Genomic DNA, 19,403 nt, shown 5'->3' with positions numbered 1-19,403 from the left:
AGGACGACCCATGGCCCGCATCACCCTTCGCCAGCTTCTCGACCATGCCGCCGAGCACGGCTACGGGGTGCCGGCATTCAATATCAACAACATGGAACAGGGCCTCGCCATCATGGAGGCGGCCAGGGCCTGCGACGCGCCGGTCATCATCCAGGCCTCGCGCGGCGCCCGCTCCTATGCCAATGACATCATGCTGGCCAAGATGATGGAGGCTTTGACCGAAATCCATCCGGCCATTCCGCTCTGCATCCATCAGGATCACGGCAACAACGAAGCCACCTGCCTGTCGGCGATCCGCCACGGCTTCACCTCGGTGATGATGGACGGGTCATTGATGGCGGACGCCAAGACGCCGGCGAGCTACGACTACAACGTCGCCATCACCGAACGTGTCGCACGCATGGCGCATTGGGTCGGCGCTTCAGTCGAAGGCGAGCTCGGCGTGCTCGGCTCGCTGGAAACCGGCCAGGGCGAGGCCGAGGACGGGCACGGCGCCGAAGGTGCGCTTTCCCATGACCAGCTTTTGACCGATCCCGATCAGGCGGTCGACTTCGTGACCGCCACCCGGGTCGACGCGCTGGCGATCGCCTGCGGTACCTCGCACGGTGCCTATAAATTCAGCCGCAAGCCTGACGGCGGCATCCTGGCCATGCAGGTGATCGAGGCGATCCACGAAAAGCTGCCCAACACGCATCTGGTCATGCATGGGTCTTCCTCCGTGCCGCAGGAACTGCAGGACATCATCAACAACTATGGCGGCGAGATGCCCCAGACTTTTGGCGTCCCGGTCGAGGAAATCGAGCGCGGCATCCGCTACGGCGTGCGCAAGGTCAACATCGACACTGATTGCCGAATGGCCATGGCCGGGCAGTTCCGCCGCGTCGCGACGCAGGACCCGCGCGAATTCGATCCGCGAAAATTCCTGAAACCCGCCATGGACGCCCTGCGCGACCTTTGCCGCGATCGCTTCGAACGCTTCGGCACCGCAGGCCACGCGTCGAAGATCAGGGTGATCGCCATGGATGAGATGGCGAAACGTTACATCGCGGGAAAGCTCGACCCGCATATCGCAACTGCGAAAGCCGCCTGAGCGGCAACAGGAGACCTGTCATGAACAAGATCGACATGCCGTCAGCAGGCACGCTCAAGGAAGGCAGCGAACGCTACAAGTCGGGCGTCATTCCTTACAAGAAGATGGGCTACTGGGAGCCGGACTACCGGCCCAAGGAGACCGACCTGATCGCCATGTTTCGGATCACGCCGCAGCCCGGCGTCGACCACGAAGAGGCGGCCGCGGCCATCGCCGGTGAATCCTCTACCGCGACATGGACGGTGGTGTGGACCGACAGGCTCACCGCCTGCGAGCTTTATCGCGCCAAGGCGTTCAAATCCGAGCCGGTGCCGAACACAGGTCCCGGCACCAGGATCGAGCAGCAGTACTTCGCCTATATCGCCTACGACCTCGACCTGTTCGAGCCAGGCTCAATCGCCAACCTGACTGCATCGATCATCGGCAACGTGTTCGGCTTCAAGGCAGTCAAGGCCTTGCGGCTCGAGGACATGCGCATTCCGGTGGCTTACCTCAAGACCTTCCAGGGCCCGGCGACCGGCATCGTGGTGGAACGCGAGCGGCTCGACAAGTTCGGCCGACCGCTGCTCGGCGCGACGACCAAGCCGAAGCTTGGCCTGTCAGGCCGCAACTACGGCCGCGTCGTCTACGAGGCGCTGAAGGGTGGCCTCGACTTCGTCAAGGACGACGAGAACATCAACTCGCAGCCCTTCATGCATTGGCGCGACCGTTTCCTCTACTGCATGGAGGCTGTGAACAAGGCGTCGGCCGCCACCGGCGAAGTCAAGGGCCATTATCTCAACGTCACCGCCGGCACGATGGAGGAGATGTACGAGCGCGCCGAATTCGCAAAACAGCTTGGCTCCTGCATCGTCATGATCGACCTCGTCATTGGCTATACGGCGATCCAGTCGATGGCCAAGTGGGCACGCCGCAACGACATGATCCTGCACCTGCACCGGGCCGGCAACTCGACCTATTCGCGCCAGAAGAACCACGGCATGAATTTTCGTGTCATCTGCAAATGGATGCGCATGGCCGGCGTCGATCACATCCATGCCGGCACCGTGGTCGGCAAGCTGGAAGGCGACCCGCTGATGATCAAGGGGTTTTACGACACGCTGCGCGAGGAGCGCACGCCGCAGAACCTCGAAACCGGGCTGTTCTTCGATCAGGACTGGGCCTCGCTCAACAAGGTGATGCCCGTCGCCTCGGGCGGCATCCATGCCGGCCAGATGCACCAGTTGATCCATTATCTCGGCGAGGACGTCATCCTGCAGTTCGGCGGCGGCACGATCGGCCATCCGGACGGCATCCAGGCCGGGGCGACGGCCAATCGCGTCGCGCTGGAGTCGATGATCCTCGCCCGCAACGAGGGCCGCGACTATCTGCGCGAAGGGACCAAGATCCTCGAACAGGCGGCCAGATGGTGCACGCCGCTCAAGGCGGCCCTGGAGACGTGGAAGGACGTCACCTTCAACTACGAATCGACCGACACGGCCGATTTTGTGCCGACCGCAACGCCGAGCTTCTAGACGAAAGGAACCGTCGCCATGATGACCAATCCGGGAAACAAGGTCACGCAGGGACAGTTTTCGTTCCTGCCCGACCTGACGGACGAGCAGATTTCGGCGCAGATCAAATATGCGCTGAAAAACCACTGGGCGGTCAGCGTCGAATACACGGACGATCCGCATCCGCGAAACACCTATTGGGAAATGTACGGCAACCCGATGTTCGACCTGAGGGACCCGGCGGGCATCCTGCTTGAAGTCAACAATTGCCGGAAAGCCATGCCCAACATGTATGTCCGGGTCACCGCCTTCGATTCGACCAAGGGCTGGGAAGCGCCGCGCATGTCATTCATCGTTAACCGGCCACCTAACGAACCCGGCTTCCGGCTGCTGCGCCAGGAGCGTGACGGCCGCAGCCAGGGCTATTCGATCGTGCCTTATGCGACCGACAGGCCCGAAGGCGAGCGGAGCTAGCCGAAGCCATGCTGGACACGATAGCAAAGGGCGCTGCCGCGCAGGGCGAATCGGTTGATCTGCAGGCCGAGTTCGAAGCGTCCAACATCGACGAGGTGATGGATAAGCTCGACCGCGAACTCGTTGGCCTGAAGCCCATCAAGACCCGCATCCGCGAGATCGCCGCGCTCCTCCTGGTCGACCGGCTTCGCCGCAAGTTCGGGCTGACCTCGGGCGCGCCGACGCTGCACATGAACTTTACGGGCAATCCCGGCACCGGAAAGACCACCGTGGCGCTGAGGATGGCCGAAATCCTGCATCGTCTCGGCTATGCCCGCGAAGGGCATATGGTCGCGGTGACGCGCGACGATCTCGTCGGCCAATATGTGGGCCACACCGCGCCCAAAACCCGCGAAGTGATCAAGCGGGCCATGGGCGGGGTGCTTTTCATCGACGAGGCCTACTATCTCTACAAGCCCGAGAACGAACGCGACTACGGTCAGGAATCGATCGAAATCCTGCTGCAGTGCATGGAAAACAACCGTGACGATCTGGTTGTGATTCTCGCCGGCTACAAGGACAAGATGGACTTCTTCTTCAACAGCAATCCCGGCATGCGTTCGCGCATCGCCCATCACCTCGATTTTCCCGACTACGGCGTCAGCGAACTCAAATCGATCGCCGAGATCATGCTGGCGGAACAGAATTACCGTCTCAGCGAAGCGGCGGCCAAGGCGCTCGAAGAGTATCTCCCGATCCGCATGCGGCTGCCGCATTTCTCCAACGCCCGATCGGTCCGCAATGGGCTCGACCGGGCGCGGCTTCGCCAGGCCAACCGGCTTTTCGCATCGCGCGACCGGGCGTTGACGAAAACCGATCTTATCACCATCGAGGAATCCGATATTCGTGGCAGCCGCGTATTCGCGGAAGGTAAGCTCGAAGGTGAACCGGAGACGAAGGCGCGCTGACAAGATGACGCCGGTTGCTGTGCAGCGACTGGAAACGGACGACAGAATGGGAGCCGACGACCATGGGTACCAAGACAATCATCGCGCCCTCGGTGCTTTCCGCGGACTTCTCGCGGCTCGGCGACGAGGTCGATGCAGTCGTCCGGGCGGGTGCCGACTGGATCCATCTCGACGTGATGGACGGCCATTTCGTGCCCAACATCACCTTCGGTCCGGCGGTGGTCAAGGCGATCCGTGATCGGACGGACAAGGTCTTCGATTGCCATCTGATGATCGCGCCGGCCGACGCCTATCTCGCCGCCTTCGCCGATGCCGGCTGCGACGTCATCACGGTGCACGCCGAGGCCGGGCCGCATCTCGACCGTTCGCTGCAGGCAATCAGGAATCTCGGCAAGAAGGCCGGCGTGTCGCTGAACCCGTCAACGCCGGAAAGCGTGATCGAATATGTGCTTGACCGGCTCGATCTTGTGCTTCTGATGACGGTCAATCCGGGCTTCGGCGGCCAGGCATTCATTTCGGCTGTCGTCGACAAGGTCAGGCGGGTCAAGGCGCTGGTTGGCCAACGTCCGATCGACATCGAGATCGACGGCGGCGTCACGCCCGAGACCGCTCCGCTGGTCACCGCGGCCGGCGCCAATGTGCTGGTCGCCGGCTCGGCCATTTTCAAGGGTGGCACCGAGGCTGCCTATCGTGCCAATATCGGCGCCATCAGGCAGGCGGCCGACGGGGCGCTCCAGAAAGCCGCGTAAAACCATCTCATCGGAGGGCAACATGGGGGCAATCCCACCTGTCTGTGATTTCGGCTGGCAAGCCGTCGATTTCGTTTTGCCCGGCATCGACGGCAAATCGCATTCCATCTTCAGCCACGCCGGCCCGAACGGCTTGGTGGTGGCTTTCATCTGCAACCACTGCCCCTATGTGAAGGCGGCGATTCCGCGCATGGTGCGCGATGCCAACGACCTCAAGGCAGAAGGCGTCGGCTTTGTCGCCATCAACTCAAACGATGCCGACGCCTACCCCGATGATTCCTTCGACAACATGAAACTTTTCGCCAGGACGAACGGCTTCACTTTCCCCTACCTCCACGACGAGCACCAGAGGGTGGCGCGTGCCTACGGAGCCGTTTGCACTCCGGATTTCGTCGGGCTCAACAATGAGTTGACGCTGCAATATCGCGGCCGGCTTGACGCGTCGCGACGCGACGTTGGACCGCCTGGGCTCAGGCGCGATCTGTTCGAGGCGATGAAGCAGGTTGCCCGAACCGGCGACGGACCGCTGGACCAGATCGCTTCGATCGGCTGTTCGATCAAGTGGAAGGATGCTGCATGAACGTCGGCGCAGGCAGGCCGTTTCGATCGCCCAAGGCGGTCCTGTTCGATCTCGACGGTACGCTGGTCGATTCGGCGCCTGATATAACGGCGGCCGTCAACGAATTGCTGGCCGGCCGCGATCTGCCGCCGCTGCGCCTGGATCAGGTCAAGGCCATGATCGGCGGCGGCATCAGGAAACTGGTCGAGCGAGCTTTCGCGGCTTCCGGTACGCCGCTCCTCGGCAGCGCGCTCGATGAAGCCAACCGCGTCATGGCGCCGATCTATCGCAGGCATCTGACCGGCCGCACGAGGCTAATGCCTGGCGTAAGGGAGGTTCTCACGCACTTGCATTTGAGCGGAATAGCCATGGGCGTGGTGACCAACAAGCCGCAGTTGGCGGCACGCGAAATCCTGCTGCATTTTGGGCTGACGGACTATCTCGGCGCGATCGTCGGCGGAGACGCGGTGACATACTTGAAGCCGGCGCCAGATACGCTGTTGCTTGCGCTCGACCAGCTTCAGGTCGAACCTCGTGATACGCTGATGGTCGGAGACAGCAGCGCCGACATGGCCGCCGCCCGCGCGGCGGGCATGGCAGTCATTCTGCTGCGTGGCGGATACAGCCAAATTCCCGTTGAAGAGCTTGGCGCCGACCTCGTTTGCGACAGCCTGTTCGATCTACCGTCCGCGATGCAGACGCTGCAAGACGCTGCGTGACCCCAAGCGCAAAGCCCAGGCCAACGCCGGCCGGGCGCACTCCAAATGGCCGGCGGGACCGCGTTATTTGGAGAATTGCTTCAGGTAGGCGATGACATTGGCGATGTCCTCGTCTTTCTTGAGGCCGGCGAACGCCATCTTCGTGCCTTTGACCATCGCCTTGGGATCGCGAAGGTAGGTCGTCAGCGTGGCTTCGTCCCATTTGACGCCCGACTTGCCGGCCTCGGTCATGGCCTTGGAATAGCTGAACCCCGGATGCGTGCCGGCCGTTCGGCCGATGACGCCGTTCAACGACGGACCGACCTTGTTCTGGTCCTTGTCTGCGACGTGGCAGACCTTGCATTTGGCAAACACCTTCTCACCCGCCGCGGCATCCTGTGCCTGAGACTGGGTAGTGACAAAGGTGGCAACGGACACGGCGGTAAAAAATGCGACTGCGCGCATGGCATTTCCTCATTGATCGTGTGAGTGCCCTGGATAATTTACGCGTGTCGATGCCTAGACCGCCGGCATCCGTTTTTGTGCGGGAGAGCGAACTATTCGTCCTTTCCCCCGGGACCGGCAGCACCGGCACGCCTCGAAAAGCTAGCCTGCCGATGAAGGAAGTCAATCGTACAAAGGTCCTGTTTCGCTGCGCTTGTTTCGCTGCGCTTGTCGGCTGTGGGGGCAGCCGCCATCCTCGCCTCAAAGCCGGTTGTGATGAGCGACCTTTTCGTTCCACCAAAACTTTCCGGGCGTGACCTGGTCGCTTTACGGCTCGAATGCGGATTGCAAGTAATTTCGCAGCCAATGGCCAATAGAAATGGCGGCACTGTGAGGCACCGCCACGCGTGCCTGTTCCGCCTGACTAAAAGCAACGTACGTCGGCTTCAGCCTGCGCGCGTTTCAGTTCCGCCCGCGCCGCCTTCGCTGGCGCGCTTTCGCGAAACAACCCTGCCGCCTCCCCTGTCGTCAGCGACATGCTTTTGAAGGTCTCCGCCCTCTCATAATGAACGTAAGGAAGGATCGAGGCGATAACATCGATCGAGCACGAACAGCTTTCAAGCGCCTGACGTGTCTGGCCATTTGTTTGCATGCAGCCGAGCACGTAGTCGGCAATCGTTGCCGTCGGGTAGTCTCCCGCGGCGCTGGCCGGGTTCGCAAAGGCCAGAGTCGCCGAAAAGACCAGCGGTAGGATAAAAGACCCAACAGATCTGATCATGAGGGAACCTCCAGTTGGCCTTGACACGATGTATCCGGACAGGATCATCGCGCCAATTGGCGACGTACCGCAAAGCCAGTCAAGCTCCCATGGCCTGCTTATAGGACCAAAGGAGGAATGCCCTGTCGACCGGCAAAAGTTGGATTCACGGCCCGCTGCACACCCCGCTTCCAGCGGTCATTTCATGCCTCGCCCACTATCGGCAACCAACCAGGCGCCCGCATACTTACCTCGAAGCGACCTTGTAAATTACATGGAAATAAATTCCAACACGAATCGCGCAATAATACAATAACAATATGGATATTATATATGTCGGCCGCTGGCAGTCATTCTCGCAATAGTGCCACTCAGGATACTTATCTTGTTTGTATCTTTATATTGCCATGCACCATAGTCGATATTGCACCGCAACATCACTTCAGGGTTTTTGCTTGCTTCGCCTTTTGCGATGACATAGCTTTTTCCTGTTTCCGGCTTCAAGAGCGCCATTGTCAGGGAGCGGTGGCAGTCTTTCGAAGGCCAAGTGGGGCGGGCAATAACGGTGCCCTCTGCTTGTCGGGGTAGGTCGTGACAGCTGCCGGAAATTACTTCCCCACATGAATCGCTTGGGCAGGCCCCTTGTGGGCTTGACGGTCGATTCGTCACTGTGAACCTCGGGAGGGTTTCGGATGCGTGTACTTGCGAAAACTACCTACATACTGACGACCGCGGCTTTTTTGTCGCTCGGCGCTGCTTATACGGCTTCGGCCAATGAAGACCTTGCAAAGCTCGCATCGGATGCGAAGAACTGGGCGATGCAGACGGGTGACTACGCCAACACCCGCTATTCCAAACTCAACCAGATCACTGCGGACAATGTAAAGAACCTGCAGGTCAAATGGAGCTTTTCCACCGGCGTGCTGCGCGGTCACGAAGGCGGGCCGCTGATCATCGGCGATGTGATGTATGTCCACACGCCTTTCCCAAACAACGTCTATGCTCTCGACCTCAAGAACGACGGCAAGATCCTGTGGAAATACGAGCCCAAGCAGGACTCGAACGTCATTCCGATCATGTGCTGCGACACGGTCAATCGCGGTGTCGCCTATGGCGACGGCAAGATCATTCTCAACCAGGCCGACACCACCGTCGTCGCGCTCGATGCCAAGACCGGCAAGGTCGTCTGGTCTGTCAAGAACGGCGACCAGACCGACGGCGGAAAGGGCGAATCCGGCACCTCGGCACCCGTAGTCATCAAGGACAAGGTGCTCGTGGGCGTCTCCGGTGCTGAATTCGGTGTTCGCGGCTGGCTGGCCGCCTACAATCTGAAAGACGGCAAGCTTGCCTGGAAAGCCTATTCGGAAGGTCCTGATGCAGACACCCTTCTCGACCCCGAGAAGACGACCCATCTCGGCAAGCCCGTCGGAAAGGATTCCGGCACCAACACCTGGGAAGGCGAACAGTGGAAGACGGGCGGCGGCACGACATGGGGATGGTATTCCTATGATCCCAAGCTGAACCTGGTCTATTACGGCACCGGCAATCCCTCGACGTGGAACCCGGTCCAGCGCCCAGGCGACAATCGCTGGTCCATGACAATCATGGCTCGCGACGCCGATACCGGTGTTGCCAAATGGCTCTACCAGATGACCCCGCATGACGAGTGGGACTATGACGGCATCAACGAGATGATTCTCGTCGATGGCATGGAGGTCAACGGCGCCAAGCACGACGTGCTGGTGCATTTCGACCGAAACGGCTTTGCCTACACAATGGATCGCGCTACCGGCGAACTTCTCGTTGCCAAAAAATACGATCCGGCAGTGAACTGGGCGACGGAAGTCAACATGGATCCCAAGAGCGACCAGTACGGCCGCCCGCAGGTCGTCGCCAAGTATTCGACCCAGCAGAACGGCGAAGACACCAACTCGACCGGTATCTGCCCGGCCGCGCTTGGAACCAAGGACCAGCAGCCGGCCGCCTACTCGCCGAAGACCGGGTTGTTCTACGTGCCGACCAACCATGTCTGCATGGACTATGAGCCTTACAAAGTGAGCTACACCGCCGGTCAGCCCTATGTGGGCGCCACCGTGTCGATGTATGCGGCGCCCGGCGGTGACGGCAACATGGGCAACTTCATTGCCTGGGATGCAGCCAAGGGTGAGATCGTCTGGTCGAAGCCCGAGCAGTTCTCGGTGTGGTCGGGCGCATTGGCGACAGATGGCGACGTCGTCTTCTATGGTACCCTCGAAGGCTACATCAAGGCGGTCGATAAGGACGGCAAGGAACTCTACAAGTTCAAGACCCCCTCCGGCATCATCGGCAACATCACGACCTACGAGCATGACGGCAAGCAGTACATCGCCGTTCTGTCCGGCGTGGGGGGATGGGCCGGTATCGGTCTGGCAGGTGGGCTGCTTTCGCCCGACAACGCCGCTGCCTGGCATGGCGCCGTTGATCAGGGCCGTGCGCAGGGCGACCAGGCCGCAGTGGTTGGAACCGCCGGTCTGGGTGCCGTCGGCGGTTACGCGGCACTTGCCGACTATACGACACTGGGCGGCCAGCTCACCGTCTTCGGCCTCCCGGACTGATAACCGGGAAGAGCCTTACGACTAGGTTCGAAAAGAGAGCCCGGGTCACCCGAAAGCCGGGAACCGGGCTCTCGATTGCGCCGCGCACCCAAGCACCGATCAATGCCGAGCACGACGGCAGCCAGTGTCCCTGGCCAATGAAGGAAGAGTCTGAATGATCGTTCGCATTGCAGTTTCCGCTCTCGCCCTGATCCTGCTGCCTCTGGCCAGCTCAAGTCTGGCACGGGCCGAAGACAGCATGGAAAAAGCCAAGGCGGTGAAGCAAGAAGGAGGCAAATATCTAGATGCGGACGGAAATCCGACCTACAAGATCGAAAACGGAACCGTCGATTGGTACACGTTCAGCGGGTACCGCCGGTATCACTCCGATTGCCATGTCTGTCACGGACAGGACGCGACGGGTTCGAGTTATGCGCCTGCCCTGGTCAATAGTCTGAAAACCATGGATTACGCCACGTTCCTCTCGATCGTCGCCGAGGGCCGCAAGAATGTCGGCGGCGGCAAGGAAAACGTCATGCCTGCCTTTGGCGACAACAAGAACGTCTACTGTTACCTGGACGACCTTTACGTCTATCTGCGCGCGCGCGCCGATGGCGCGGCACCCCGCGGCAGGCCGCCCAAGCACGAAAACAAGGCTCAGGCAGCCAAGGATGCCGAAGCATCCTGCATGGGTGGATGATATGACCGGCTGCACTACATCGAAGCTGCGCGTCGTTCTGCCGATCCTCGGCGCGCTCGCCTTGCTGCCATCGAACGTTCTAGCGCAAAATGCCGGGCTTGGCGCTGCGGGCGAACTGGTGGATCCCAACATTCTGCGCGTCTGCGCCGATCCCTCGAATATGCCCTTTACCGACAAGAACGGCCAAGGCTTCGAAAACAAGCTGGCTGAACTGGTTGCCAAGAAGACGGGGCGGAAATCAGTCGCCTACACATGGTTTCCCACTGTCGTCGGCTTTGTGCGCAACACGCTGGGGGCCAACCGATGCGACATCATCATGGGCTACGCCCAAGGCGACGAACTGGTGCAGAACACCAACGCCTACTATCGCTCTGCCTATGTGCTCGCATACCCCAAAGGCAACGGCATGGAAGGCATCGAGACGATCGAAGACCCGAAACTTTCAGGCAAGAGAATCGGCGTCGTCGAAAGCACGCCGCCAACCGCCAACATGGCCGCCAACAAGCTTCTGCGGACCGCCAAGATCTATCCACTCGCGGTGGATACGCGTGTCACTCCTTCTATGGGGGAGGTCATGATCAAGGACATGCTGGCCGGCAAGATTGACGCGGCGGTCCTGTGGGGGCCGATGGCAGGTTACTATGCCAGGGAACTCGGAGCCGATATCACCATTGTTCCGCTGCTGAAGGAAAAGAAAGGCTCGCGCATGTCCTACCGCATCACCATGGGCGTACGTCCGTCCGACCAGGAATGGAAGCGGACGCTCAACCGGGTGATCAGGGAGAACCAGGCGGAGATCACCAAGCTCCTGCTGGGTTATAATGTGCCGCTGATCGACGAGCACGATAATCCGATTACGCAATAGTCGGGATGTGTGAGGAGGAGGACAAACCTGCGCGATGAAAAATTGAAGAGAAAGACTAGGCTACTTTCGGTCGTTTTGTTTTTCGGCCTTTCAAAACCTTGTGTTTCATTTGTCCATTTTGAGACGTGATGGACGAGCCATTGCTTCGGTGCCCTGCAATGGTTGGCTAACCACCGGATCGGCCCCTTCGGGCTGGTAGAAGAGGAGAAATGTTATGAAGAAGAGCTGGACAAAACCGACGATGTGTCAGGTTGCTGCGGGCTTTGAAATTTCGCGGTATCTGCCTGCTGAGATTACTCCCAAGAAGTAGGCCGCAGAGGTGCGTGTCCCTGGCAACAGGGGCACGCATCCCCTTGCCGCATGGGTTTTTCGTGAAAGATCTTGAGGCACGCAAAGCGAGCGGGACGTTTTTCGCGGCTGCAAATTGGCTGCTGGTCAGAGAAGCCGCGGGGCGGGCGTTTTCATGCGCTTGAGAATCATCGGATCGGCGGCCGGCGGTGGCTTTCCGCAGTGGAACTGCAATTATCGTCTGAGCCGTGCGGCTCGCACCGGGATGGCTGGCGTGCATTCACGAACCCAATCAAGTGTCGCCGCGTCGGCGGATGGGCTCGGCTGGGTTCTGTTCAACGCGTCACCCGACATTCGCCAGCAGATCGCGGCAACGCCTGAATTGCAGCCCGCGCACGATGCGCCGCTGCGCTCGACGCCCATTCGCGCGGTGGTACTGACCAATGCCGATGTCGATCATATCGCCGGCCTGCTCAGCCTTCGTGAGCGGCAGCCTTTCGCTATCTATGCAACGACACAGGTTCTGGCGACGCTGGAGGCGAATTCGATTTTCAATGTCCTCGATCCGGCGCTCGTGCCGCGACGCATCTTGCCACCGGCGCAAGAATTGGCGATCTGCGACGCAGACGGCCACGACACCGGCGTGGCTGTCGAGAGCTTTCCCGTGCCCGGGAAGATAGCGCTCTATCTCGAAGAAAGAGGTCAGCCCGATGCGAATTTCAGCTCTGACGCCGGCGACACGATCGGCGTCCGTATCGCCGGTTCCGGCAGTCGCGGCTCCGTCTTCTACATCCCCGGTTGCGCCCGCATCGATGCGACCCTGCGCACGCGTCTAGCCGATGCCGCATGCCTTCTGTTCGACGGCACGGTCTTCACCGACGACGAGTTGATTGCTGCCGGCGTCGGTGAAAAGACCGGTGCGCGCATGGGGCATCTGGCAATGTCGGGAGACGCAGGGTCGATCGCCGGCTTGGCCGATGTGAGGATCGGCCGTCGTGTCTTCGTCCACATCAACAACACCAATCCTGTTCTGGACGAGAATTCTCCCGAGCATGCAGCAGTCGCAGCGGCTGGCTGGGAAGTGGCCCGCGACGGGATGGAGATGGAACTTTGAGTGATTTCCACGACGCCGCCAGCAACGGCCTGTCCTCCAGAGAGCTCGAAGCCGTGCTGCGGCAGGTCGGTGCCGAACGCTATCACAACCGCCATCCTTTCCATCACAGGATGACCAGCGGTGCGTTGTCGAGGACCGAGATGCAGGCCTGGGCGCTGAACCGCTATTGCTATCAGGCTGTCATTCCGCGCAAGGATGCCATGATCCTCGCGCATGCCGAGGATCCGGCGTTTCGCGCCGCCTGGCGCAAACGCATCGAGGATCATGACGGCGAGGACGGCTGGAGCGGCGGTATTGCGCGCTGGTTGCACCTGGCGACCTCGCTCGGTCTGGATGCCGAAGCGGTGAAGAGCGAGAGGCTGGCCCTGCCGGCGACACGTTTTGCGGTTGGCGCTTACCTCTCTTTTTGCACGAACCGGACCCTGCTGGAGGCGGTCGCGTCGTCGCTGACCGAGATGTTCTCGCCGCTCATCATCGGCGAGCGGGTACCCGCGATGCTGGCCAGGTACGATTATATCACCGAGGACACGCTGGCCTATTTCAGCCGACGGCCCGAACAGGCCTCACGCGACGCCGACTTCGCTCTTGCCTATGTGCTCGAACATGCCGACACGGCGGAACGCCAGCAGCGGGCGATCGATGCACTCGTGTTCAAATGCGATATACTCTGGGCCATGCTCGACGCGCTTCAACACGCCTATGGCGAGCCGGGCAATATCCCGCCCGGCGCCTTCCGTCCGGAGGCCCCATGATGGCACTGCGCGAAAGAGCCATGGTGTCGCCGCTGTCGGTTCCATCGCTGCCTAAGCACGTGCGCATACAGTATGACCCCGGGCGCCAGGCGTTCGCCGTGCTTTCGCCTGAAAAGGTGTTCTGGCCAAACGACATCAGCCTCGACATATTGCGCCGCTGCGATGGGCGGTCCACGGTCGGCCACATCATTGCCGGCCTTGCCGCAGATTATGATGCCGAACAGGAGGCTGTGGCGGCCGATGTCATTGCCTTCCTGCAGGAATGGTCGGACAAGCTGCTGGTGAAGCTATGAGCGAGCCCCCTCTCCCCCCGATCGGCATGCTGGCGGAACTGACGCATCGCTGCCCGCTGCAATGCCCCTATTGCTCCAACCCGCTCGAATTGCTGAAGGCCAATCGCGAACTCGACACGCAGAGTTGGCTCGACTTGTTCTCGCAGGCGGCCGATCTTGGCGTTCTCCAGGTGCATCTGTCTGGCGGTGAACCGACGCTGCGTCGCGATCTTGAGCAATTGATCGCCGGGCTTTCGGCGCGCGGCGTCTACACCAACCTGATCACTGCCGGCGTCGGCATTGCGGATGGCCGTATCGAGGCATTTGCCGAAGCCGGGCTCGACCATCTGCAACTGAGTTTTCAAGGCGCACGGCCGGCGACCACCGAGCGCATCGGCAATCACAGGGGCAGCCACGAAAAGAAGCTGGAAACGGCACGCCGCGCCCGCGCGGCCGGCTTGCCGCTTACCATCAACGCGCCGATCCATCGCCACAATATCGAGGAGGTACCGGAATTCATCGATCTGGCCCTTTCGCTGGATGCGGAGCGTCTCGAGATAGCCAACGTGCAGTACGCCGGCTGGGCGCTGACCAATCGCGATCAACTGATGCCCGAGCGTGCTGCCGTCGATCGGCAGGCGGAGATCGTCGCGGCGGCGCGCGAACGGCTCACCGGCATCATGAACATCGATTTCGTCACGCCGGATTATTTCGCCATCTATCCCAAGCCGTGCATGGGCGGCTGGGCGCGCGACGCCTTCATGGTGACGCCAGACGGCACCGTACTGCCATGCCATGCCGCCCAGACCATCCCGTCGCTCAGCTTCGAGCGTTTTGGACCTCGCAGCCTGGCCGCGATCTGGACCGATTCCCCGGCATTTAATGCCTTTCGAGGCACGGACTGGATGCAGGAGCCCTGCCGCAACTGTGAGCGGCGCGAGATCGACTGGGGCGGCTGCCGCTGCCAGGCGATGGCAATCGCCGGCGACGCCGCCGCGACGGACCCGGCTTGCGCGAAATCGCCGATCCATGCGCGCATGGCAATGCTGATCGACGAAGCCCAGCGCGCTGCGACGGTTCCTTCGAAGGACGAACTGTTCGTCTACCGGCGTATCGGCGTCGTCACCGAGCCGGCCTGACTGCCGACCTATTCCTACGGCCTTAGCCTCGTGAAAGCCGTTCGGCATGCCACGTCATATGGTCCTGCATGAATGTCGAAATGAAAAAATAGGAGTGATCGTAGTCATCCTGCATCCGCAATTTCAACGGAATGCCTACCTTGGAGCACGCGTCTTCGAGCAGCCAAGGCCTGAGGCCCTCCTTGAGGAAACCGTCTGACGTTCCCTGATCGACCAGGAATTCCGGGAAATGGTATCCATCCTCGATGAGCGAAGTGGCATCGTAGCGCCGCCACGAGGCCTCATCCAGGCCGAGATATTTTTGGAAAGCCGGCTTCGACCAGCCGGCTGTGCTTGGTTGCACGATCGGCGCAAAGGCCGAGCAACTTCTGAAACGCGCGGGATTTTTCAGTGCGATCGTCAGCGCGCCATGCCCGCCCATCGAATGGCCGAAGATCGACTGGCGCGCCATATCGGCGGGAAATTCGCGCCCGATTACGGCTGGCAGTTCCCCGACGATATAGGAATACATGCGATAGTTCTTGGCATACGGCTCTTGCGTGGCGTCGAGGTAGAAACCGGCGCCGGTGCCGAACTGCCAATTGTCCTTTTCATCTGGAATGCCGGCACCACGCGGGCTGGTGTCGGGACACACGACGATGAAGCCAAGTTCGGCGGCAATACGTCTGTACTCGCCTTTTTCCATTACATTCGCATGCGTGCAGGTGAGTCCGGAGAGATACCACACCACGGGGCAACGCCTTTCCCGCGCCTGCGGAGGCACGAAAATGGCAAACGTCATTTCGCACGAGCAGCTCGTCGACAGATGAGAGTAAACGTGCTGGGCACCGCCATGCGACTTGGCAGTCGAGACGAGTTTCAGGTGCTCTGGCATATATTCTTCTCCGCCAATTTTTTGACCGCCGACCATAGCCTCTACGACATCGTGGGCGATCGCGGCAACCTTGGTGGGCTGGCTGGCGCGCAGGGCTCTTGATCGGAGCCGGGATGGCCAACACTGCCCAGTACCTCAGCAATGATTCCGGGAGGACGAGCTCTGCGCAAATGCACCGTGGCTTTCAGCGGCGACAGCAGGTTCGACGCGGCTATGGCGGACGAGCACGCACGCGTCATCGCGTGGGTTCGCAGCATGCGTGACCAGGGACCGAGCAAGAAAGTGTTGCGGGTGATAGTTACCTCCTAATAGGAGGGCTCCTAAGCACGACACCAACTTTCCGACTCTTAGCCACCCTGTGAGCCGACGGCTATTTCCGAGCGTCGAAAGCCACGGACAGGCCCAAGGCAGTTGCTGCCTCGACGATCGCCTCGGTCAGCTCTTCGTCGGATGCGACCAGATAAGGGGCGGCTTGCCGTGCTGCGTTTAATGTCGCTGTGACCGAGATGGTGTCACCACGATCCTCCCTATTGAGGACTGCGGCGATTGCCTGCTCTACTACCGGACTGACCCTCTGCACCTTACTCATCCAACCCTCCCCATAGCTGCCCATAGGGATGGTACTCTATCCGTGGTTGTGTTCCAAATCGATGTACGAAAACGTACACACTCGATCGGCTGGACCGCTACGGCCAGACATCTCTAATTTCGACGGCATTCGGGATCGACCAAGCCTGGCTAGCGGCCTCCACCGGTTTCTCAGCAGATGGCTAGCGCGCTGCAGAGCCATGTCAAATTGCCAGGTACGTACGCGAGCCCGGTCCAGGCGCTCGGCTCGGCCCACGGGCGCCCCTGCGCTGGGCGAAGATGTCGCCTAGAAATAGCCGAGGATGGATTTTACCTCGAGATACTCCAACATGCCCTCGATCCCATATTCGCGTCCGTTTCCAGACTGCTTGAAACCGCCAAACGGGGCGTGCGGATCCCAGGCCGGGTAGTTGAGATGCACCTGACCGGAGCGGATCCGCGAGGCCACGTCCCTGACGGCGTCCAGATCCTGGCCCTGCACATGAGCCCCCAGACCGTAGACGGTGTCATTTGCGATGGTGACGGCCTCCTCGACTGTGTCGTAGGGGATGATGCAGAGAACTGGCCCGAAGACCTCTTCCTGGGCAATGCGCATGCTCGTGCGCACGTCGGAAAAGATGGTCGGCCTCACATAGAACCCGACGTTCAGATCGTGCGCACGACCCGGTCCGCCGGTGAGGAGCCTGGCGCCCTCAGAAATGCCGACGCCGATCATGGTTTGGATGCGGTCGAATTGGGCACGGTTTGCGATTGCACCATGAGTTGTGGCTTCGCAAAGAGGATCGCCAATGACAATCTGGGCTGCGGCCCTTTTGGCGATTGCCTCGATCTCGCAGAGCCGCGAGCGTGGCACGATCATGCGCGTCGGGGCGCTGCATGACTGGCCGAGATTGCGGAAGGCGGCGGATACGCCCAGAGAAACGGCGCGATCGAGATCTGCGTCCGGCAGGATCACGTTCGGCGACTTGCCGCCCAGCTCCTGCGCGACACGCTTGACAGTCGTCGCTGCCGCCTGGGCCACCGCAATGCCCGCGCGGGTGGACCCGGTAATGGAGATCATGTCGACATCCGGATGGAAGGCGAGACCCATACCCACGCCTGGACCATCACCTTGCAGGAGGTTGAAAACCCCGGCAGGGAAGCCGGCTTCCTCGATTGCCTCGGCGAATAGCAGGGCGTCCAAGGGAGAAAGCTCACTCGGCTTCAGCACGATCGTGCAGCCTGCAGCGAGCGCCGGCGAAACCTTGGCGGTGATCTGGTAAAGTGGCCAGTTCCACGGCGTGATCAAGGCGCATACACCGATCGGTTCGTGGGTGACGGCGGTTTGCCCCCGTTGCTTGACGAAGCGAAAGTCTGTCAGCACATCGCGAGCGACCTTAACATGCGTGATCGCCAGCGGCACCTGGGCGCTGCGCGCATAGCCGATCGCCGCGCCCATTTCGAGGCTCAGGCATTGAGCCAGCAGTTCGCCGCGCGCCTCGAGCAGCGCTTGCAGGCGACCGAGCAGACCCGCGCGGTCTTCTGGCGTGGTTCGACTCCAGGTGGCGAATGCCCGGCGGGCCGCTGCAACGGCCGCGTCAACGTCCTTGCCATTTCCAAGCGGAAACTGGCTCACAACCTCTTCTGTGGCGGGATTGACGACGACGCCCGTCGCGGTGCCGCTCGGCTCAACCCATTGACCGTCGATGAAGAACTTGTCCAGGTGGCCGTTGCGGGCCAGGTGTTCGAGAGGCGTCATCACCCTACAAGGTCCTTCATGCGGTAATAGGCGCCGACAATCGGCAGGAACCAGGGGCGCCCGAAATAACCGGGGATCGCTGGCCAGTCGAAATCCTTCCAGGGATTGAGCTCGGGGCGCCCGTCCATGACGTCGGCCATGATGGTGCCCATCAACGTCGACATCTGGGTCCCGTGTCCGCTATAGCCCATCGAGTAATAGATGCCATCGCGCTCTCCGGCGCGCGGCAAACGATCGCGGGTCATATCGACCATGCCGCCCCAGCAGTAGTCGATGCGGGTGCCGGCCAGTTCCGGAAAGACCTCGACCATCGCCGCCTTGAGTATCCGGCCGCTTTTTTCGTCCGATTGAGGGTTGGACACGGCAAAGCGCGCCCTCCCGCCGAACAGAAGGCGATTGTCCGGCGTGAGCCGCCAGTAGACAACGAGATTGCGCGTGTCGACGACATTGCGACGGGTCGGCATGAGGCGCTCGAGTTGCGAAGGCGACAGCGGCTCGGTCACGATCAGAAATGCGCCGACCGGGATCATGCGCCGGCGGATCCAGCCGAGCGGGCCAACCTGGGAAATGCCGCTTGCCAACAGGACCTGCCGCGCGACGATCTTGCCCTTTGGCGTCGTTACCTCATGCCCGCCTGAAACCTTTCGCATCGCAGTGACGGGCGAGCGTTCATGGACCTCTGCGCCACGCCGGGCAGCGGCGGTCGCGAGGCCCCGGACGAACCGGCCGACATGCATGGCCGCGCTCTTGGGAAAGAGCAGCCCGCCATGGTAGCGGTCGGTACCGACTTCGGTTCGCAGGTCCTCGCGCGCGATCATCCTGGTGTCGGGATCGACATTGGCAGCCAGTAGTTCCTGGCTGCGCGCCAGCATGTCGTAGTGCTCGGACTTGGCGGCAAGCTTGAGCTTGCCGACGCGGGAGAAGCTGCAGTCGATCTTCTCTTCCTGCACCAACCGCTCGACCATATCGACGCCGGCGTCGAAAGCCTTGTAGAGCGCATTTGCGGCAGGCTTGCCGTGCCTGCCAGCTATGATTGCATAGTTCTGGGCAAAGCCGTTGTTGCACATGCCGCCATTGCGGCCGGACGCGGCATTGCCGATCGTTTCGGCCTCCAACAGGCCAACCCGGGCGCCCTTTTTGGTAAGGGCCAGCGCGGCGGAGGAGCCGGTCAAGCCGCCGCCCACAATCGCCACGTCGTAGTGGCCTTCGAGCGGTTTGGACGACCCTTCATTGAACGGCTGAGACGTATCCAGCCAGTAAGAGGTAAACTTCATTTTCTTGACCACCAG

Annotated in this window: 20 protein-coding genes; 14 read left to right on the top strand and 6 right to left on the bottom strand. The window is 61.0% G+C overall.

The window, feature by feature from the left end; genetic code table 11:
- The first annotated feature begins 10 nt into the window (after positions 1-10).
- The 7 genes from fba to gph all read left to right on the top strand — a co-directional run bounded on the left by fba (position 11) and on the right by gph (position 6,031).
- Positions 11-1,090 (top strand): class II fructose-bisphosphate aldolase, encoded by a 1,080-nt coding sequence (fba, locus tag NKH83_RS27390; RefSeq protein ID WP_352808184.1) that lies wholly within the window; start codon positions 11-13, stop codon positions 1,088-1,090.
- A 20-nt stretch (positions 1,091-1,110) separates the two neighbouring features.
- Positions 1,111-2,604 carry a ribulose-bisphosphate carboxylase large subunit gene (locus tag NKH83_RS27385; protein ID WP_502895629.1) on the top strand — a complete coding sequence of 498 codons (1,494 nt, stop codon included), beginning with the start codon at positions 1,111-1,113 and terminating at the stop codon, positions 2,602-2,604.
- Positions 2,605-2,622: 18 nt separating this feature from the next.
- Positions 2,623-3,057, top strand: a complete 435-nt coding sequence (locus tag NKH83_RS27380; protein ID WP_254819809.1) for a ribulose bisphosphate carboxylase small subunit — start codon at positions 2,623-2,625, stop codon at positions 3,055-3,057.
- Positions 3,058-3,065: 8 nt separating this feature from the next.
- On the top strand, positions 3,066-4,004 hold the full coding sequence (cbbX, locus tag NKH83_RS27375) for a CbbX protein (protein ID WP_352808183.1): 939 nt from the start codon (positions 3,066-3,068) through the stop codon (positions 4,002-4,004).
- Positions 4,005-4,066: 62 nt separating this feature from the next.
- On the top strand, positions 4,067-4,753 hold the full coding sequence (gene rpe, locus NKH83_RS27370) for a ribulose-phosphate 3-epimerase (protein WP_352808182.1): 687 nt from the start codon (positions 4,067-4,069) through the stop codon (positions 4,751-4,753).
- A gap of 22 nt (positions 4,754-4,775) precedes the next feature.
- The gene (locus NKH83_RS27365; protein WP_352808181.1) at positions 4,776-5,333 is read left to right on the top strand and encodes a thioredoxin family protein; all 558 of its coding nucleotides are present in this window, start codon (positions 4,776-4,778) and stop codon (positions 5,331-5,333) included.
- Positions 5,330-6,031 (top strand): phosphoglycolate phosphatase, encoded by a 702-nt coding sequence (gene gph, locus NKH83_RS27360; RefSeq protein ID WP_352808180.1) that lies wholly within the window; start codon positions 5,330-5,332, stop codon positions 6,029-6,031. The genes NKH83_RS27365 and gph overlap by 4 nt, the downstream gene beginning before the upstream one ends.
- A 63-nt stretch (positions 6,032-6,094) precedes the next feature.
- On the opposite strand, the gene NKH83_RS27355 is transcribed toward gph, so the two are convergent.
- Both NKH83_RS27355 and NKH83_RS27350 read right to left on the bottom strand, forming a co-directional pair.
- Positions 6,095-6,475 (bottom strand): c-type cytochrome, encoded by a 381-nt coding sequence (locus NKH83_RS27355; protein ID WP_352808179.1) that lies wholly within the window; start codon positions 6,473-6,475, stop codon positions 6,095-6,097.
- A 403-nt stretch (positions 6,476-6,878) separates the two neighbouring features.
- Positions 6,879-7,232: a hypothetical protein gene (locus NKH83_RS27350; protein WP_352808178.1), complete on the bottom strand. Its 354-nt coding sequence runs from the start codon at positions 7,230-7,232 to the stop codon at positions 6,879-6,881.
- A gap of 671 nt (positions 7,233-7,903) precedes the next feature.
- On the opposite strand from NKH83_RS27350, the gene NKH83_RS27345 reads away from it, so the two are divergent.
- From NKH83_RS27345 to pqqE, 7 genes are all read left to right on the top strand, one after another.
- Positions 7,904-9,805 (top strand): methanol/ethanol family PQQ-dependent dehydrogenase, encoded by a 1,902-nt coding sequence (locus NKH83_RS27345; protein WP_352808177.1) that lies wholly within the window; start codon positions 7,904-7,906, stop codon positions 9,803-9,805.
- A 154-nt stretch (positions 9,806-9,959) separates the two neighbouring features.
- On the top strand, positions 9,960-10,484 hold the full coding sequence (locus tag NKH83_RS27340; RefSeq protein WP_352507740.1) for a c-type cytochrome, methanol metabolism-related: 525 nt from the start codon (positions 9,960-9,962) through the stop codon (positions 10,482-10,484).
- A gap of 1 nt (position 10,485) precedes the next feature.
- The gene (locus tag NKH83_RS27335; RefSeq protein WP_352808176.1) at positions 10,486-11,349 is read left to right on the top strand and encodes a substrate-binding domain-containing protein; all 864 of its coding nucleotides are present in this window, start codon (positions 10,486-10,488) and stop codon (positions 11,347-11,349) included.
- 463 nt (positions 11,350-11,812) lie between these two features.
- A complete protein-coding gene (gene pqqB, locus NKH83_RS27330; protein ID WP_352808175.1) occupies positions 11,813-12,751 on the top strand; it encodes a pyrroloquinoline quinone biosynthesis protein PqqB in 939 nt (312 codons plus the stop codon).
- Positions 12,748-13,503 (top strand): pyrroloquinoline-quinone synthase PqqC, encoded by a 756-nt coding sequence (pqqC, locus tag NKH83_RS27325; protein ID WP_352808174.1) that lies wholly within the window; start codon positions 12,748-12,750, stop codon positions 13,501-13,503. Before pqqB ends, pqqC begins: the two co-directional genes overlap by 4 nt.
- Complete coding sequence (gene pqqD, locus NKH83_RS27320) at positions 13,500-13,796, top strand: pyrroloquinoline quinone biosynthesis peptide chaperone PqqD (protein WP_352646240.1); 297 nt, start codon at positions 13,500-13,502, stop codon at positions 13,794-13,796. The genes pqqC and pqqD overlap by 4 nt, the downstream gene beginning before the upstream one ends.
- The gene (gene pqqE, locus NKH83_RS27315) at positions 13,793-14,914 is read left to right on the top strand and encodes a pyrroloquinoline quinone biosynthesis protein PqqE (RefSeq protein WP_352478690.1); all 1,122 of its coding nucleotides are present in this window, start codon (positions 13,793-13,795) and stop codon (positions 14,912-14,914) included. Before pqqD ends, pqqE begins: the two co-directional genes overlap by 4 nt.
- 22 nt (positions 14,915-14,936) lie before the next feature.
- Here the strand turns inward: pqqE and fghA are convergent, their stop codons facing one another.
- The 4 genes from fghA to NKH83_RS27295 form a co-directional block, all read right to left on the bottom strand.
- Complete coding sequence (fghA, locus tag NKH83_RS27310; RefSeq protein ID WP_352808200.1) at positions 14,937-15,788, bottom strand: S-formylglutathione hydrolase; 852 nt, start codon at positions 15,786-15,788, stop codon at positions 14,937-14,939.
- A 370-nt stretch (positions 15,789-16,158) separates the two neighbouring features.
- Positions 16,159-16,377: a hypothetical protein gene (locus NKH83_RS27305; protein WP_352478687.1), complete on the bottom strand. Its 219-nt coding sequence runs from the start codon at positions 16,375-16,377 to the stop codon at positions 16,159-16,161.
- Positions 16,378-16,662: 285 nt separating this feature from the next.
- Positions 16,663-18,117, bottom strand: a complete 1,455-nt coding sequence (locus NKH83_RS27300) for an aldehyde dehydrogenase family protein (RefSeq protein ID WP_352808173.1) — start codon at positions 18,115-18,117, stop codon at positions 16,663-16,665.
- Positions 18,114-19,388: an NAD(P)/FAD-dependent oxidoreductase gene (locus NKH83_RS27295; RefSeq protein WP_352808172.1), complete on the bottom strand. Its 1,275-nt coding sequence runs from the start codon at positions 19,386-19,388 to the stop codon at positions 18,114-18,116. Before NKH83_RS27295 ends, NKH83_RS27300 begins: the two co-directional genes overlap by 4 nt.
- Positions 19,389-19,403 lie beyond the last annotated feature (15 nt).

This window comes from Mesorhizobium sp. M0909, from assembly GCF_040319515.1.
Classification (GTDB): Bacteria; Pseudomonadota; Alphaproteobacteria; order Rhizobiales; family Rhizobiaceae; genus Mesorhizobium.
This window is presented reverse-complemented; position numbering and strand designations above follow the sequence as displayed.